This window comes from Wolbachia endosymbiont (group A) of Yponomeuta plumbellus (assembly GCF_947251575.1).
GTDB classification, from domain to species: Bacteria; Pseudomonadota; Alphaproteobacteria; order Rickettsiales; family Anaplasmataceae; genus Wolbachia; species Wolbachia pipientis.
Genome location: NZ_OX366353.1, coordinates 633,383 through 651,028, shown reverse-complemented (window position 1 = coordinate 651,028; position 17,646 = coordinate 633,383). Strand labels below are relative to the sequence as shown.

The following is a 17,646-nucleotide window of genomic DNA, read 5'->3' as shown; positions in this document are numbered from 1 at the left end:
TAAATCAATATAATAAAACATTTTCGTATGTACAACAATGCCAAGTAACAATAATGAGTAAAAGATACATAGATAACAAAAAAGAGAACAGGGTTGACTTCATACTAAGAAATTATGGAATGTCAATTGTTGTGATGGCAGTTATTATACTCTTACCTCCAGTAGCAATATCGATACTCTACTTTTTTGATATATATAGTCAGCATATTAATATAGAGATTAATTTATTAGTTAGCATTCTAACAACTCTCTTTATGATGTATAATGTAAAACGCTACAGATACCTACTTAATACTATAGAATTTCAAAATGCAATATTTGCAAATGCACTAAATCATAATACAGAATTTTACCTTATTTTACATAAAGATGAGGGTGTTATTTATGCTGATGCAAGGTTCTACGAAAGGTTTAAAGATCATATAATAGATGATGACATTACGTTAGGCAAGATTCTTGAAATAGGAGATGTTTCAGAAGCAGACAAAAAAGTACTCTATCATGCACTAAAAAATAACTCTTCTGTACAGGTATGCATTTCCTTAAACAAGAAGAATAGAGTATCTAACTTTCTTTTGCTCTTTGAGCCAATACCAGATAATCCCCAAATTGCTATAAATAGTAATAAGATTTTAAATTTATCATTAGTGCCAATAGCAAGGCCAGATGGGTATTTTGTGTTAAAAGCAACACAGATAAACAAGGAGCAGATATATGAAGAGTTAATAGAAAAACACAGTATAGGAACTTACATTGCAAATGCCAAAGGAGTGATTTTATCTGTAAATAAAAGATTTTTAGACATATTTGAACTGAAAAAACTGGAAAAAGGTAGCTCAATCAGTGATTTTATATCTCAATCTAAGTATAACAATACAATAACCGATAATGAAATTTTGTTTTTTACTATAAGTGGTATTCCATTCAAGGCTTATATGAGCACTGCTATATTTTGTGATAAATACAACCATAGCTATATATATGGCTTTATAACACCAACCGAATCAAATCTTGTTGATTATCAATTACACCCTTGTTTTGCAAATTCATCAATTGCTATTGCACAATGTGACATAAACGGCAACTTTGTAAAGAAAAATACGGCACTAATAAAGCTTGCAGGGTCAGATAATAATTCAATCTTTACATTGATATTGGATAGTTATCATGTGAAAATACGTGAATATTTTTCGAGTAATAGAATAAATAATGCGTCCTTTGATGTACAGCTCAACGGCGGTAATAACATAAAAATATATTTCAATAAGTTTCTTCATAATAAAATGATCTTCATACTTTGTTATTTTATTGACAATACTGAACACAAAAACCTAGAGATAAAGCTTGAGCATTATCAAAAGATGCAAGCTATAGGGCAGTTAGCAGGTGGTATTGCGCATGATTTCAACAATATATTGACTGGGATAATAGGATTTTGCGATTTGCTTTTACTCCAACACTCAGCTGGTGACCCATCTTTTGGAGATATAATACAGATACAGCAAAATGCAAAGCGTGGATCAAATTTAGTAAGACAATTGCTTGCTTTCTCAAGAAGACAGACCTTGCAGCCAAAAATTATTGATGTAAATAATACTATAGCTAATCTTTATGAAATGATAAAAAGATTAATAGGTGAAAATATAAAATTTAATATTTATTATGGTAGAGACTTGGGTGCTGTTAGGGCTGATCAAGGGCAATTAGAGCAAGTTATACTTAACTTAGCAGTCAATGCTAGTGCTGCTATGGAAAAGGGCGGAGAATTAACTATACGAACCTTTAATCAAAAGATTGACTCATTAAATTCTACACCTCAGGATATGTTTTCTCCAGACAAGGAAGCGATTGAACATGGAAATTATGTTGTGATTGAAGTAATTGATACTGGATGTGGAATGACGAGTGATACAACTGAAAAGATCTTTGATCCATTTTTTTCTACCAAAGATATTACCTCTGGTACAGGTCTTGGCCTCTCTACTGTATATGGCATTATTAAACAAACTGAAGGATACATCTATGTTGCTAGCAAAGTAAATCATGGAACTAAATTTAGCATATTTTTGCCCATGGTTTACATATCAGATGAAAATGATAGAGAGGAAGATAGTGAAGAAACAGAAAAACCGGTAGTAAGTGAAATTAAAGGTAATGGTATAATTTTATTAATCGAAGATGAAGATTCAGTAAGGGAATTCATCTCTAAAGCACTCAAAAGAAAAGGATTTGATGTAATAGAAGCAAGCATAGGCAGCGAGGCGCTAGAAATAATCAGTAAAAAAAGTCAACACATAGATCTTATAATCACTGATGTAATCATGCCAGAGGTGAGCGGCCCAGAAATAGTTAAAGAAGCATTGATCCATAGGCCAAATATCAACGTTATTTTTATTTCTGGGTATGCAGAAGATGCTTTTTTAAAGAGTGATGACATCAATATAGAAGATTTTCACTTTTTGCCAAAACCATTCACTCTGAATGAATTAGGAAACAAGGTTCAAAGTGTTTTACACAAAGCAAAAAAGACAGTCTAATTTTAGTGTGGCTAACAACAAAAAAATTTTCTAATGCAAAAGTTTCTTGCATATATACAATAGAATTATTTTATACATAAGATAAAAGGCGTGAGCAAGATTATTGCAATAGTAAATCAAAAGGGTGGAGTTGGCAAAACCACAACTAGTATAAATTTATCGACAGCCTTTGCTGCTGTGGGAAAAAGCACTTTATTGGTAGATCTTGATCCTCAAGGAAATGCTAGCACCGGGCTCGGGATTTCTTATCGTAGTAGGGAAGAAAAAAATATATACAAAATACTACTAAGCAGCGAAAATAAATTGATAGGATCGGCAATTTTCAATATAAAGGAAATTCCAAATTTATCACTAATTTCGTCAGTAGTTGATTTATCAGCTGCAGAAATTGAATTATCGCAACTTGAGCGAGGAAAATTTGTGCTAAAAAGCGCATTAGAGAAGATACGCGATAATTATGAGTATATAATCATCGATTGCCCTCCATCACTTGGGCTTCTAACCATAAATGCTTTGACTGCTGCTAATTCTATTATTGTCCCTCTTCAGTGTGAATTTTTTGCTTTGGAGGGATTAAGCCATTTAGTTAAAACTGTAGAGCTGATAAAAAGAAATAACCTAAACCCTTTTTTGGCAATAGAAGGGATAGTGTTAACAATGTATGACAGGCGCAACAAACTCAGTGAACAGATTAAAAACGATATTTGCCAGTATTTAAATGATAAAGTATACAAAACTATCATCCCATTGTATGAGACTGTTATTCCACGTAACGTACGGTTATCAGAAGCGCCTTCTCATGGAAAACCCGCTATTGTGTATGATCTTAAGTGTCCTGGTGCACAAGCATATATAAGTTTGGCAAGGGAAATTTTAAAAAAGCACGCGAGCAGTTGTAAGGAGAAGAAACTAGTAAGCGAGGGCGTAGTATGAAGGATGATAGACGCCTCGGCAGAGGTCTTGCCGGCCTCATAGGCGATAATTATGATAATAAAGAAGATCGACAAGAGCATTTGCCTATTTCATTACTGCACCCAAGCAAATTTCAACCGAGGAAACATTTTGACGAGGAGTCATTAAGAGAACTTGCAAATTCGATAAAGAAAAGTGGCATTATACAGCCTATCGTGGTACGCAAAGATTCAAATGATGATGGTTATGAAATAATAGCTGGAGAACGTCGTTGGCGAGCAAGCAAGATTGCAAATCTTGATAGTGCACCGGTTATCATAAAAGATCTGAGCGACAAGGAATGCTTGGAAGTATCCATTATTGAAAACATACAAAGGCAAGATATTAATCCAATAGAGGAAGGTGAAGCTTACAGAAAACTGATAGATGAGTTTTTCTATACACATGAGGAATTAGCTTCAGCTATAGGCAAAAGCCGCAGCCACATAACCAATATGATTCGGATGTTGTTGCTCCCTGATAGGGTGAAAACAATGATCAATGAGAAAAAATTGTCTATGGGTCATGCAAGAGCGTTGATTAATGTTGAAAATGCGGAAAGTATTGCAGAAAAAATAGTTTCTCAGGGCTTAAGCGTTAGACAAACTGAAAAACTGATAAAGGACCTACATCAAAACAACAATCAAAAAGAGCAGAGATATACTAGAAATCAAGATATGACAGTAATAGAAGGCGCTATATCTTCTCAACTTGGTTTAAAGATCAAAATTAATGACAACAATTCTAAGGGTAAAGTTATGATACGGTATGATAATCCAAATGAATTGGATTTGATATTGAAAATTTTGAATAGGAAACTTGAGGCATAGCTAGTAGTTGGCTAGCAAAGCAACAAACCAATATCAACTGTTGGTGTCATCCAAGTAGCATGACACTGGGATGGCTTTGTTGCATCACACTTTATGAGATGGTGATTTATGGTAAATTCATGTAACTATCTCAAATTTAGCCATACCAATATCAGTGAATTTATTAAGCAAATAGCATTTGATTGGCAGTTCTTTTTCTCGATTTATCTCAGATTTATTCCTAAAACTAAATCCGAATATTTGCTTTAATCTTGAGAAAAACCCTTCAATATAAGATCTTTTCCCATAATTTACTTCTTTTTTCCATTCTTTCATGCCATCTTCACCGTATAATTTTATTAACCTAATAGCAGCATTCCTGTCAGACATATAATCTATTTCTGGATGTTCTGCCGCATTGTTTATTGGTGGAATTTTTGTCTTTATATCATATTCGTTACACAACTTATAAAACTTGTGCCTATCACATGCTCTATCTGCATATAGTGCTTTTATGGCATGCTGAAAATCGACTTCTTTTAGCAAATCACAAGCTCCATAGTGATCAGCCGTTACTGTATTTTACAGCTATGGCTTTTTTGCTGTTTGTATTCAACATTACATGCAATTTTCTTGTCTGTTCATAGCTGCGATACTTTCTATCTTCGCTATTTTCTTTGCTATGACCAGGAGTGTTGTTGTATATACTAATTCCTGTACTGTCTATAGCAATTTCGATGTCTTCCATATTATTTTCTGCAATCATTTATCTTAATATTAAGTTTCTTAAACCTTCTTGATGCTTGTGAATAGCTGATAACTGCCAAATCTCTTCCTATTTGTTGCAAATACCCTTTTATAAACCCGACTGTTTGTCTTAAACCAATTCTAAAGAAACTGACGATTATATGCACCAAAATCACAACTTTATCACTATAAATATAGTTGCCGCCCTGCATTTTTGGACAATTCTCGTACCAATTTTCTATGGCGTCATTGATATAACAAAAAATGCTTCCTCTTTCTTGGAGAAATTTGTTATATTCATGGCAGTTACTGACTCTCATTTTTTGTGGCATATTTTTTCTTCAACAGTTAAATGGCTATTTATAATGAATTTTGTCAGTAACTGCCAGTTCTTTTCACTTGAGCGATGCAACAAAGCCCACTGGGATCAGGAATTTTATTAAGTTGGTAAGCATAAAAGTATAACTTCTACGTCATACCGCCGCGGTATCTGCTAACAAGTAGCGGGATGACGATTGTCGTTTAGCCATAAATATTAAGAAATTTACCAAATAAAAAAAAGGCAAAAGAAGCCCTGGGGTTATTATCTGCTTTAAAATATTGGCGTTTTTTATGTTTTAAACGCTTGACAAGCGAGATTCAGCCGCTTTTAATTGCAACTAACTTACGCTGCAAATGTTTAAGAAATTTACTAAGCAGAAAAAAAGACAAAGAATCCCCGAGTTAGCTAGTCTTTTACTATCTCTGTCGAGTATTGGCATTTTTTGATGTCTTGTAACGCTTTATAAGCGCGTTCAGCTTATTTAGATAAAAATCTAGATGTAGATGAAGTTTTGTAAAGACATACAGTATCTATATACTGCAAAAAATTGAACATAAGACGCCGATACATTAAGTAATCCTTACCTTTTAATCTGCAGATTGGCGAAAGCAAATACAATAGCTTCACTGTTATGATAAGGGGGCTGGCGAAGGGTGTCAAGGAAGTTTTTTCGTTTCATCCGATGCGCTGCCAAAAGCTATGCAAAAAGTCCAATGAGTTAACTCCCATATATCCTGAGTAATTCTTGTGCATTAGCTTTGATTAGGATAGGGCATTTTCTATCATTTAATAGGGAACGCAATATTTCAGTTGCACCCTTAACGTCGTTATTGTGTATCTTTACTACAGCAATAGCTTCTTGGCTTGAATAAGGATACACTGCACTTGATTCTAAATTATCAATTTTATCTTTATTTATTTTTTCACCGTTGGAGTGAAGTAAGCTCATTACTTCTAAATATTGTGCTAACTCACGCAAAACATTAGGAGCATCTTTATCATCTGCCAAATCATTATAAATAGATGCTGTGTCTGTTGGCATTGAATCTGAGATATGATTGAATGCGCGTTCAAAATTTGCTAAATACTCCCAATTTGAATCTATTTCTTCTAGCAGCGGCTTATTATCTTTTTTTAAGAATAATACTTCGTAAAACTTGTCACCTGCAGTTATAGATTGTTTTGTGTTATCAATGTTGCGCAATAAGTATAATGTGATGCCAACTAACATTGGCGCGATTGCAAGCAGAAAGATGTATTTTTTCATGGTAATATTCCAAATAGTTATATATTTATACATTAATGCTTTTGATTTGCAAAAACATATTGACATAGTGATTATATCACATAATAATATTCTTAAAGTTGTTTGAATAGTTGGAGATTAAAATATTTCTAAAGTAGAAATAAAGACAGCAGTATTAAGCTAAATTATTTTTTGTCGGATTTATCCGATATACCCTCAACCTTTTATAGGTTGAAGTCTAAATTTGAGAGTTTGATCCTGGCTCAGAATGAACGCTGGCGGCAGGCCTAACACATGCAAGTCGAACGGAGTTATATTGTAGCCTGCTATGGTATAACTTAGTGGCAGACGGGTGAGTAATGTATAGGAATCTACCTAGTAGTACGGAATAATTGTTGGAAACGGCAACTAATACCGTATACGCCCTACGGGGGAAAAATTTATTGCTATTAGATGAGCCTATATTAGATTAGCTAGTTGGTGGAGTAATAGCCTACCAAGGCAATGATCTATAGCTGATCTGAGAGGATGATCAGCCACACTGGAACTGAGATACGGTCCAGACTCCTACGGGAGGCAGCAGTGGGGAATATTGGACAATGGGCGAAAGCCTGATCCAGCCATGCCGCATGAGTGAAGAAGGCCTTTGGGTTGTAAAGCTCTTTTAGTGAGGAAGATAATGACGGTACTCACAGAAGAAGTCCTGGCTAACTCCGTGCCAGCAGCCGCGGTAATACGGAGAGGGCTAGCGTTATTCGGAATTATTGGGCGTAAAGGGCGCGTAGGCGGATTAGTAAGTTAAAAGTGAAATCCCAAGGCTCAACCTTGGAATTGCTTTTAAAACTGCTAATCTAGAGATTGAAAGAGGATAGAGGAATTCCTAGTGTAGAGGTGAAATTCGTAAATATTAGGAGGAACACCAGTGGCGAAGGCGTCTATCTGGTTCAAATCTGACGCTGAGGCGCGAAGGCGTGGGGAGCAAACAGGATTAGATACCCTGGTAGTCCACGCTGTAAACGATGAATGTTAAATATGGGAAGTTTTACTTTCTGTATTACAGCTAACGCGTAAACATTCCGCCTGGGGACTACGGTCGCAAGATTAAAACTCAAAGGAATTGACGGGGACCCGCACAAGCGGTGGAGCATGTGGTTTAATTCGATGCAACGCGAAAAACCTTACCACTCCTTGACATGGAAATTATACCTATTCGAAGGGATAGGGTCGGTTCGGCCGGGTTTCACACAGGTGTTGCATGGCTGTCGTCAGCTCGTGTCGTGAGATGTTGGGTTAAGTCCCGCAACGAGCGCAACCCTCATCCTTAGTTACCATCAGGTAATGCTGGGGACTTTAAGGAAACTGCCAGTGATAAACTGGAGGAAGGTGGGGATGATGTCAAGTCATCATGGCCCTTATGGAGTGGGCTACACACGTGCTACAATGGTGGCTACAATGGGCTGCAAAGTCGCGAGGCTAAGCTAATCCCTTAAAAGCCATCTCAGTTCGGATTGTACTCTGCAACTCGAGTGCATGAAGTTGGAATCGCTAGTAATCGTGGATCAGCACGCCACGGTGAATACGTTCTCGGGTCTTGTACACACTGCCCGTCACGCCATGGGAATTGGTTTCACTCGAAGCTAACGACCTAACCGCAAGGAGGGAGTTATTTAAAGTGGGATCGGTGACTGGGGTGAAGTCGTAACAAGGTAGCAGTAGGGGAATCTGCAGCTGGATTACCTCCTTAGGCTTTGCACATAATTTACCATTTTTAATGATGGTGTTGTTATGTGCTATACTGCTGTCTTTACTTCTACTTTATTTTAATTTCCCGATAACGGAATTTTATGAGTGATAGACCTCTTTCTCCACATTTACAAATATATAAAGTACAAGTTACTAGTTTTTTCTCTATTATGCATAGATTGACTGGTATCTTGCTATTCCTTTTATTAATGATACTTTCTTGGTATTTCATATTACATGTTTACTTTCCTGAGTTACTTATAGTAAGGTACTTAAATGCATTATTATTCACTCCTGTTGCTAAATTAGCTTATGTCTTATGTTTTATAAGTTTTGTATATCATTTTCTTAATGGTATTCGTCATTTATTGTGGGATGTTGGGCTTAATTTAGAAATTACTGGCGTTTCAAGGGGTGCTATACTGCTGACAGTAACGCTACTTCTTTCTACTATGGCTTTTTTATTTATGTTTATATGAGTCAGTCTGGAAATTCAGTACATCATTGGTGGGTTCAGCGTGTTTCTGCGGTAATTTTACTGTTCCTGTTTCCTTGGTTTATCTATTCATTTTCTTGCACATTTTATACTGATAGCTCTTTGTCTTTTAGTGAAAAATTTATTAATCACCCTCTAGAGCTTTTATTTTTTGTTGTATTGTTGTTTTGCATTTTTTGGCACGCAGTTCTTGGAATGCAGGTAGTATGCGAAGATTATATACACAGCGTACCTTTGAGGATTTTTACAATTACATGCATAAAGTACTTATCAAGCATTACTTATATAACCCTCGCTTTTACAATCTTTATCTTCTACAGGCATATTTTCTTGTAAAATCACCGGTGCTGTGTTAATATATTATTAGTGTACTAGTTTTATTATTGAACTATAGCATTATAGCGATTTTGGTTTGACAATATGTTTGAAGCATTAAAAAAGGGAGCAATAGATCTTACACTTAAAGCAAAAGGTCTGCTTACTTCACCTGAATCTCAAGTTTACGTCGAAGACCTTAGAAAGGTAATGATGTATGATGGAAGGAAATGCCAGTATCCAAAAAATTATGATCAAATTGTACAGTCTGCTAAAATCATAGAAAACAGGGATATGCATGGAAATGCTATACTAGATAAAGATAAAAATCCAACCTATAAACTTTTGTATGGTCAAAAAGATGAGAATAGAAAACAACCAAGTTTCAGATTATCTTTAGTTCCCAAAAATGAAGATAATGATAGATCTTATTTTACTATCAATTATATAGACAATCAGGGTAAGCAAATTCCTATAGATTGGTTAAATAAGTCATACTTTGAGCCATTAGGCTTTTCGAGAATGGATTTGAAAAAACACGCGCCAATTTTCGAAGCTCAAAAAACTAAGAATCCTCAATATCCGTTTGAATTAACTAACTCTTCTGTGCTAACTAAAGAGGTGAAAAATAAAGAAGGTAAAGTTCAGGAAGTTGTTGATGAAAAAGGAAGAAATGGAGAATTATTATACACTAGTGATGACAAAAAGCTAAGCACCCATTTTTCAGAAATTAGAGATCAGAATGGTAATCTAGAGCTAGATAAAAGTCTTATATCTGTTCCTATCGTTTTTGCTACAAGCTTGGCTAAAGTTTGTACTAAATTGTTGACTTCTCTTCCTATAAAGTTAGGGAAGTATTTAATAAGCGAACAAAACCCAATTGCAAAGTCTTTTGGTTATCTTTTATTTACTCCTGCAATGGCAATAAAAAATTTAGTGAATATGGGAGCTACTATACTTAAGGCTCCAATTTTATTGTTTGTAGCAAATGAGAAAAAATATGGTGATGCTTACTACACCATGTGGAAACACCAACTGAAAGGATGTTTGGAAGAAGCAAAAAGTGACTTTAATGTTATTAAAGGTGAAGAAAGGCTAAAGCCGGATCATGGGAATCGTGATTCACTAGTGGGCACATGGGATGAGCTTAACGCTAGAAGGCCAAAGAAACAAGGGGATGATAAAGAAGTTAGCAAGAGTAATGAAATACTAAAGAGTCCTGAGGAAGAACAAAATAAGGGTAATGAAATATTAAGTGATAAAAGAAAAGGTCATGTTGAGGAATTACAAAATAGAAGAAATTCACAGCAAGGGCAAGGCGCTACACATGATCACTCTCATTAGCAATTACTTTAAATCAACATTTACTTTCTTTATTAACTATTCCACAACAAAAACTTGCATGTATTTTGCCCTCAGTATAAGATATTAATTATTTAATTAATATCTTAACTAAATGCGCCCTGTAATATTGTGTGGTGGTAGTGGTAGCAGACTTTGGCCTTTATCTAAGCCAAAGCAATTTCAGAAAATATTTAGTCAGAACACTATGTTTCACAACACTTTGTTGAGGCTAAAAAGCGATTATATGCCGCCCATAATTGCTACAAATATACAGTACGAGTCATTAGTGATGGAGGAATTGCATGCACTGCAAGAATATAAAGTGATTTTCGAACCAGTGAAAATTGGAACAACAGCGGCAATATTAATTGCTGCACTTCTCTGCAATGAAAACGAGACAATGTTAATTCTGCCTTCAGACCATTTTATAGGTGATTTGAATAGTTTTTATGCTTCTACTCAAAAAGCGTCTAAGTTAGCCTCTGAAACTAACTCTATAGTCACTTTTGGGGTTAAGCCTCATGAATTCAATTCTGAATACGGCTATATAAATGCAGTATATGATCAGAAAGAAAAATGTCATATAGTGAAAGATTTTACAGAAAAGCCCGAGCGTAAGTTAAGTAACGATCATTATTGGAACTCTGGAATATTTGTGTTTAAAGCAAAACGCTACATAGATGAGATTAAAAAATCTGCCCCCGAATCTTTACAATTTATGTTTTAAATATTTCACACCGCAAGAGAGATTTCTGTATTTAAAACAACGAGATTTTGCAGGAATTGAAGGCATATCCATTGATTACTTGGTGATGGAGAAAGCAAAAAACGTTGCAATGATAGAAGCTAATTTCGATTGGTTGGATGTTGGAACTTGGAATTCAGTTTTAGAATTGAGTGAGAAGTTTAGTAAAGAACCGGTGTCATTTCAGCATGTGATTAGAGAAAAAGAACCAGTTTCAACGACAAAAAGTAATAAAAATTTATTGGGTGGAGCTTGTAAGCAACCAAACAAAAGTCTAATTTCATTTATTCATAAAGTTAAGAAAGTAAAGGTGATAAGGAAAGAAGTTAAACCATGGGGATTTTGTAGTATAATTTTAATGAGCGAAAATTTTCTTATAAAATATCTTTTTATAAATCCATTAAGCTGCACTTCTAAGCAATTCCATCACTATAGAGATGAATACCATATAGTGCTATCAGGAGTTGGGTATGTTAGTTTAGAAGACAAAGAATATGCTATAGCAAAAGACCATATGATAGAAATCCCAAGGGAAGTTTCCCATAGGATTGAAAATAGAAGCATAAGCTCTCCACTTGAAATAGTTGAATTTCAGATAGGAGAGCATTTATCTGATAATGATATAGTGAGGTTGGATGATGTATATGGAAGATTTTGAAATTCTAATGTTAAAGATACTCTATAAGCCTGCTAAATTTAAGGAAGCAAAAATCTCTAGTTTTTAAATAAAGAAAAGTCTACAATTATACGAAGTTTCAAAAATATAATGTTTAACCTCAAAATATTTTGTAATGTCCATTGCCTTTGAAATTACTATGGCTGCTTGCTATTTGCGAGCGAAAAATGCCAGATTTTGCTCTATAATGACTTTGTTCTCTATTATCGGCATTGCCCTTGGAGTTGCAACACTAATAGTGGTGATGTCTGTGATGAACGGATTCAGAGCAAAGTTGCTTGACTCAATACTTGGCATTGATGGCCATATTAATGTTTATTTTGATAGGAACATAAATTCAGATTACTACGCAGTTTCAAAATCTATTGAGAGAATTCCTGGTATATTAAAAGCTACTCCTATGACCAATGATCAAGTTATTATTGTAGCAAACGGTAAAATTGCAGGTAGCGTAGTGCGAGGTGTATCAACTAAAGACTTGCTTGATAGTACTGCCGTTACAAATAATGTAATTATAGGTGATGTAAAAAAATTTGATGAAGGAATAATAATAGGAGCACGCTTAGCAGAAGCTTTGAACGTTGACTATGGCGACGAAATTACGTTTATATCATCTGAAGAATTTGATGCATTACTTGGTGAAATGCCGCGAATGAAAAAATATAAAGTTATAGCAATATTTGATATGGGTATGTTTGAGTATGATAATACCTTGATATATATGCCTCTAAAATCAGCACAAGCCTTTTTTAATTATAAAAATAGCATAAAAAATATAGAAGTACTTGTAGACGACGTTACTAGAGCTGATAAGCTGGCAGATGCTATAGAAAAAGAAATAGGAATGGAAGCTGAAAGTTGGCAATCACAGCAAAGCCATTATTTTAGTGCTTTAAAAACTGAAAGAAATGTGATGTTTTTAATTCTCACTTTGATTATAGTTGTAGCAGCGTTTAATATTATCTCAAATTTAATGATGATAGTGCAAGAAAAGAAATCCGCGATTGCAATTATGCGTACATTTGGTGCAACAAGTGGAAGCATTATGCGTATATTTTGCGCTTGTGGTCTATTAATCGGTTTTACGGGAACTTGTCTTGGCTGTATTATAGGTGTCGTTTTTTCTCTCAATATCGAAAGCATTAGAGTGTTTTTAGAAAACATTACTAACGTCAAGCTGTTTGATCCTATGATATACTTTTTTTCAAGTTTGCCAGTGATATTAGTACCCCAAGACGTAGTAAATATTTCTGCACTTGCGTTACTCTTATCATTTTTAGCGACAATTGCTCCTGCGTTGCAGGCAGCTGCACAAGATCCTGCGGAGATACTACGTTATGAATGATACTCAGCAAAAGTACATAGGTTGGTTCTTAATTGTATTGTTATTTACCGGTTACATCACAATAAATAACATAATCTTTTTAAAAATAAATCAGCAAGAGAGTGAAAACAATGTGAAAGCTTTAACGGAAAACATGGATGAATTTAGAATGTTGCTTGAAGTTAATCAATCTAGAATAGAAAAAAAGATATTTGACCTCAAGAGAAGTCAGCATACTCAATGTGAGCAAGGTGATAATAACTCAAGATGTAAGAACCTTGCAAAATTGCTATTACTTGTGGTTAAAATGAAGAATTCGTTATTGCGAGAAGCAAAATTTGATAACCATATAAATTCAATAAAGCCTTTGATATCAGAGCTTGACGATCCAGAGATAGAAAATGCAGTAGATGAATTAGAAAATTTGAAAGAGATAAATACCTTACACGAATTGAAGTTATCTTTTGAAAAAACTATTGATACTATCGATTACAACAAAAGTACATTGTCTAAAAAAATCATTTCAAACTGGATAAAGGTAGACGACCGAAATGATCCATTAAGAGTAAAATTCGCAGAAATTGAGGAGTCAATAAATGATAATGATTGGCAAAATATAACTGTTACAGTAAGCAATTTAACGCATTCAGAATTCAAGCCATGGCTGAATAAATTGAATGGTTTTATTGTAGCTTCTAAGAATATTTCAACAATATATCATCGCTTATTACAATATATCTAATGATTTATTTTATAATTTTCGCTTTTTCGTTTTTATTTGGTATATGGGTCAAGGTAAGTGGTGAAGTAATAAAATTGGAATTAGGCAATTACACTATAAGTATTGATCTATATTTCATTATTTTTACTTGTGTAGTTTTATTATTTTTATTAATTACACTTGTACGCTTTTTTTCCTCCATTTCATCAACATTTGCCAACATAAGAAATAGAAGAAGGGATAGGGAAGAATTGCTTCTCTTTGAAGCTTTCTTTAGCATAGACTTAGACAATATAGAGAATGCCCAAAAGCTAGTTAAAGTCTGAGTGAGGAGAGCGATAGGTTGTCTTTAATAAAGCTCTTTAACTCAGGTAAGACGGGAAATTACAGCTTTTTCAGTAACGGTTTAACAAATATTGCAAATAAAAATCGTAACTTAGCTCTACTTCTAGCCAATAAGCTGATTGTCCACCTCAAACAAGAAAAAGTAGTCTTTCAAAAATTTATAGAATATTGCTCTAGTTCAATTAACGATAAAATGCTATCTATTCCCTTTCAAATAGAGCATTGCATATTGAAAGAAGATTGGATTAATGCAATTTTGAGGTTGAAGGAAGCAGTTAAGTCCAATATTTTTCTCCCCTTTGATCATAAAGAAATGTTTGCAGTGTTTTATTGCGCTTTAGCAAAGCAATATGAAAGTAAAGGAAATTTTAAGGAGGCTATAAAGTCTTTATTTAGAGCACAACGTTATAGTGCAATTTTTCAGCCCATCAATTATTTAAAGGCAGAATTATATATTAAACTTGGAAAAATCAGAAAAGCTTCTGCAGTGCTAGAGGCAGAGTATACAGTAAATCCTACTCCTCAGTCAGCTAAAATGTACATCAATTTAAATAGTAAAGGTGCTGAAAGACTATACAACTTACGCCCTGATTATTATTTTAGTTACTGTTTACTTGCTTTGTCCTCAATGAGTTCAGGTAAATATGATCTTGCAAGTCAATATTTAGACACTGCTATGAAAAAAGCTAATTACATGTCAATCTACTTTATTGTAATACAACTCAAGGTTACATTGCAAGAACACGACAAGGTAATTTATTGGCTAAACAAGATGGGCTCAGAAGCTTTGCCTGATCCAGGCTGGAAATGTAAAAATTGTAACAGGGAACTAGAACAATGGGATCATAAGTGTTCAAGTTGTAATAGTTTTAATTGTGTTTATTATATATTATAAAATTCCACAAAGTGTAGAAATTACCATTAGGCTACTTTCACATTGATATTGCTGAAGTTAGAGCACTTTCTTAATATAATCCTTATCTCCAAACAATAAACCTGCAAGTTTCTTAGCTAGACTTGGTTTTAATGTCAAAAAAACTTGCTTTTAGACACTAACAGTTATATATTTTAATAAATCAGGGTTGTATACAAAATGAAGAGCTTAAAGGAATTATCCTTAAGAATTAAGAATATTAGGTCTGTACAGAAAACCACGAAAATAATGCAAATGGTTTCTGCAGCAAAGTTGTTACAAAGCCAAAAGAAGTTATTAAATTCAAAATTATATGTATCTAAGCTGCATAACATTATTTTTTCATTAATGCTATCAGTTGATCAAGAATTACTGGCAAAAATTCTAAATGTCAGTAACGACGGTTCTTACCTAGTATTCATTATTGCGTCTGATCGTGGCTTGTGCGGCAACTTTAACTCTTCTATTGTCAAATTTAGTCAAGAGCGTGTAAATAAGTCAATCGCAAATGGCAAAAAAGTAGATATTGTATTTCTTGGTAAAAAAGCTTTTGATGTAGGTAAAAATAGATTTGACTCTAAAAGTATCTTAAAAATTGAAAATAGTAAGGGAATCACGTTAAAGCACGTAGAAGCTTTGGTTGATGGTATAGATTTAAGTAAATACGATAAAGTTAAAGTTTTTTATAGTAAATTCTATAATACCTTCACGCAAAAACCAATGTTGGAAACAATAAAACCATGGAGTAAAGACTCATCCTTGATTGATAGCTCTCTGGCTGGTCCAACAACAGATTACGGCTATGAGTATGAACCACAAAATATTGAATTTATTTTAAAATCTTTGGTTCAAGATTACGTTGTAATTGCTCTTTACTCTGCTTTACTTGAAAGTGCAACGAGTGAGAATAGTGCTAGAATGGTTGCTATGGAATCAGCAAACAGAAACACTAAAGAGATACTGAACAAATTAGCATTGCTTTATAATCGTTCTCGTCAAGCAGCGATTACGACTGATTTAATTGAAGTTATAGGTGGTGCAGAATCTTTATAGAAATCTAAGGAATAGAAAATGAATATATTAAATATTGCAGCAGATATTACTAAACTAATAAAAAAGCAAAATCAAGATGCGGAAGTTACAATATATGAAACTAATAAGACTTCAGTTTCTCAGCGTCTATCAAAAATTGAGCAAATATCACAATCTAAAAATTGCACTGTAGGAATCAGAGCTATAGCAGGTAAAAACAAAGCTGCGTATATTTCTACAAACGATTTGAATAATCTGAGTGATACAGTAAGCCAAGTGGTAGAAATGGCAAAGAATGCGCCAGAAGATCCTTGCATTAATTTTGCTGTAAATGGTAGTAATTATATCTCTTCTGCAGATTTAAGTATCTCAGATAATAATGTTGTAACCGTTGATAACCTAAAAGAAATTGCTGAAGCTGCAGAAAATTCAGCCCTTGCACATAAGAGTATCACTAATTCTGAAGGAGCCTCTTCTTCATACGCTTTAGTGAATACAGTATTATCGACTGTTTCTGGTTTTATTGGCTCGTTTAGTAAATCAACCTTTGCTAATCAGGTCTCTGTTGTTGCTGGAAGAGAAAGTGAAATGAAGGTTGGTTACGATTATGATATAGCATGTAATTTTAGTGATTTAAAGTTGCCAGAGTTAATGGGAAAAGAAGCAGCAAAAAGAGCAGTTGATCAATTGAATTCACGTACAATGAAAACTGGTAAATTTCCAGTTATTTTTGAAAAAAGAGCAGCAAAAGGGCTAGTAAAAAGTTTTGCTTCTGCTATAAATGGGAGCAGTATTATAAGCAACAGTTCTTTCTTGAGGGGTAGTTTAAACGCTCAGATTTTCAACGATAGAATTAATATTATCGATGATCCATTGTTGCCAAGAGGCATAGCATCGAGACCATTTGATGGAGAAGGGATAACTAGCAAGAAAAATATATTTGTAAAAAACGGAATATTACAAAATTGGATTTTAGACTTATACTCGGCTAGAAAATTAGACTCAGAAACAACCGGAAGTGCAACTCGTGCAAGTAATGCTGCAGTTATTCCTGCAGCTAGTAACCTCTACATTGAGAATGGTGATGTATCGTTTGAAGAATTAATTCAGGAAGTGAAAGAGGGAATATATGTAACTGATTTATTTGGTTTTGGTGTCAATTTAATCAATGGCGATTACAGCCAAGGCGCTTCCGGATTTTTTATAGAAAATGGAAAAATAACGTATCCAATACATGAGATTACCATTGCTAGCAATTTGAAGGATATGTTTAGCAATTTAGTCGTTGCAGATGATCTAACTTTTTGTGGGCAATTTAATTCACCAACGATTAAAGTTAGCGAAATGACGGTTGCAGGTTCGCTTAACGATTAAAAAATT

At 34.1% G+C, this 17,646-nt stretch carries 11 protein-coding genes, 1 rRNA gene and 3 pseudogenes; 13 read left to right on the top strand and 2 right to left on the bottom strand.

All coding sequences use genetic code 11. The annotated features are described in order from the left end of the window. Positions 1-53: 53 nt before the first annotated feature. From OPR39_RS03300 to OPR39_RS03290, 3 genes are all read left to right on the top strand, one after another. Positions 54-2,537 (top strand): response regulator, encoded by a 2,484-nt coding sequence (locus OPR39_RS03300; protein ID WP_265039078.1) that lies wholly within the window; start codon positions 54-56, stop codon positions 2,535-2,537. A gap of 90 nt (positions 2,538-2,627) precedes the next feature. Continuing rightward, positions 2,628-3,470 (top strand): ParA family protein, encoded by an 843-nt coding sequence (locus OPR39_RS03295; RefSeq protein WP_265039076.1) that lies wholly within the window; start codon positions 2,628-2,630, stop codon positions 3,468-3,470. After that, on the top strand, positions 3,467-4,318 hold the full coding sequence (locus tag OPR39_RS03290; protein WP_006279814.1) for a ParB/RepB/Spo0J family partition protein: 852 nt from the start codon (positions 3,467-3,469) through the stop codon (positions 4,316-4,318). The genes OPR39_RS03295 and OPR39_RS03290 overlap by 4 nt, the downstream gene beginning before the upstream one ends. 117 nt (positions 4,319-4,435) lie before the next feature. Here the strand turns inward: OPR39_RS03290 and OPR39_RS07455 are convergent. Continuing rightward, a pseudogene (locus OPR39_RS07455) lies at positions 4,436-5,376 on the bottom strand (IS5 family transposase). 708 nt (positions 5,377-6,084) lie between these two features. Further along, entirely contained in the window at positions 6,085-6,699 is a 615-nt protein-coding gene (locus tag OPR39_RS03270) for a hypothetical protein (protein ID WP_265039072.1), read from the bottom strand. Positions 6,700-6,852: 153 nt separating this feature from the next. Here OPR39_RS03270 and OPR39_RS03265 point away from each other — a divergent pair. The 10 genes and pseudogenes from OPR39_RS03265 (at position 6,853) to OPR39_RS03215 (ending at position 17,640) form a co-directional block, all read left to right on the top strand. Next, positions 6,853-8,356 (top strand): 16S ribosomal RNA (locus OPR39_RS03265). 100 nt (positions 8,357-8,456) lie between these two features. Next, positions 8,457-8,834, top strand: a complete 378-nt coding sequence (gene sdhC, locus OPR39_RS03260) for a succinate dehydrogenase, cytochrome b556 subunit (protein ID WP_015589453.1) — start codon at positions 8,457-8,459, stop codon at positions 8,832-8,834. Further along, positions 8,831-9,187: a succinate dehydrogenase, hydrophobic membrane anchor protein gene (gene sdhD / locus OPR39_RS03255; protein WP_010963113.1), complete on the top strand. Its 357-nt coding sequence runs from the start codon at positions 8,831-8,833 to the stop codon at positions 9,185-9,187. Before sdhC ends, sdhD begins: the two co-directional genes overlap by 4 nt. An 84-nt stretch (positions 9,188-9,271) precedes the next feature. Then, positions 9,272-10,510, top strand: coding sequence for a hypothetical protein (locus OPR39_RS03250; protein WP_141456696.1), 1,239 nt, complete (start codon positions 9,272-9,274; stop codon positions 10,508-10,510). A 112-nt stretch (positions 10,511-10,622) separates the two neighbouring features. After that, positions 10,623-11,913, top strand: a pseudogene (locus OPR39_RS07450) (sugar phosphate nucleotidyltransferase). Between the two features lie 133 nt (positions 11,914-12,046). After that, positions 12,047-13,276 carry a lipoprotein-releasing ABC transporter permease subunit gene (locus OPR39_RS03235; protein ID WP_012673387.1) on the top strand — a complete coding sequence of 410 codons (1,230 nt, stop codon included), beginning with the start codon at positions 12,047-12,049 and terminating at the stop codon, positions 13,274-13,276. Further along, a complete protein-coding gene (locus OPR39_RS03230; protein ID WP_265039066.1) occupies positions 13,269-13,997 on the top strand; it encodes a hypothetical protein in 729 nt (242 codons plus the stop codon). Before OPR39_RS03235 ends, OPR39_RS03230 begins: the two co-directional genes overlap by 8 nt. Continuing rightward, positions 13,997-15,216 (top strand): annotated as a pseudogene (locus OPR39_RS03225) (heme biosynthesis protein HemY). Before OPR39_RS03230 ends, OPR39_RS03225 begins: the two are co-directional and overlap by 1 nt. Before the next feature lie 198 nt (positions 15,217-15,414). After that, the gene (gene atpG / locus OPR39_RS03220) at positions 15,415-16,287 is read left to right on the top strand and encodes an ATP synthase F1 subunit gamma (protein ID WP_010081973.1); all 873 of its coding nucleotides are present in this window, start codon (positions 15,415-15,417) and stop codon (positions 16,285-16,287) included. A gap of 18 nt (positions 16,288-16,305) precedes the next feature. Then, positions 16,306-17,640, top strand: a complete 1,335-nt coding sequence (locus OPR39_RS03215) for a TldD/PmbA family protein (protein ID WP_010081974.1) — start codon at positions 16,306-16,308, stop codon at positions 17,638-17,640. Positions 17,641-17,646 lie beyond the last annotated feature (6 nt).

Excerpts from the sequence above, each read along its gene's own strand:
- OPR39_RS03300 (WP_265039078.1), top strand. The coding sequence starts at position 54 with ATGAGTAAAAGATACATAGATAACAAAAAAGAGAACAGGGTTGACTTC.
- OPR39_RS03290 (WP_006279814.1), top strand. The coding sequence starts at position 3,467 with ATGAAGGATGATAGACGCCTCGGCAGAGGTCTTGCCGGCCTCATAGGC.
- OPR39_RS03270 (WP_265039072.1), bottom strand. The coding sequence starts at position 6,699 with ATGTCAATATGTTTTTGCAAATCAAAAGCATTAATGTATAAATATATA.
- sdhC (WP_015589453.1), top strand. The coding sequence starts at position 8,457 with ATGAGTGATAGACCTCTTTCTCCACATTTACAAATATATAAAGTACAA.
- sdhD (WP_010963113.1), top strand. The coding sequence starts at position 8,831 with ATGAGTCAGTCTGGAAATTCAGTACATCATTGGTGGGTTCAGCGTGTT.
- OPR39_RS03250 (WP_141456696.1), top strand. The coding sequence starts at position 9,272 with ATGTTTGAAGCATTAAAAAAGGGAGCAATAGATCTTACACTTAAAGCA.
- OPR39_RS03235 (WP_012673387.1), top strand. The coding sequence starts at position 12,047 with ATGTCCATTGCCTTTGAAATTACTATGGCTGCTTGCTATTTGCGAGCG.
- OPR39_RS03230 (WP_265039066.1), top strand. The coding sequence starts at position 13,269 with ATGAATGATACTCAGCAAAAGTACATAGGTTGGTTCTTAATTGTATTG.
- atpG (WP_010081973.1), top strand. The coding sequence starts at position 15,415 with ATGAAGAGCTTAAAGGAATTATCCTTAAGAATTAAGAATATTAGGTCT.
- OPR39_RS03215 (WP_010081974.1), top strand. The coding sequence starts at position 16,306 with ATGAATATATTAAATATTGCAGCAGATATTACTAAACTAATAAAAAAG.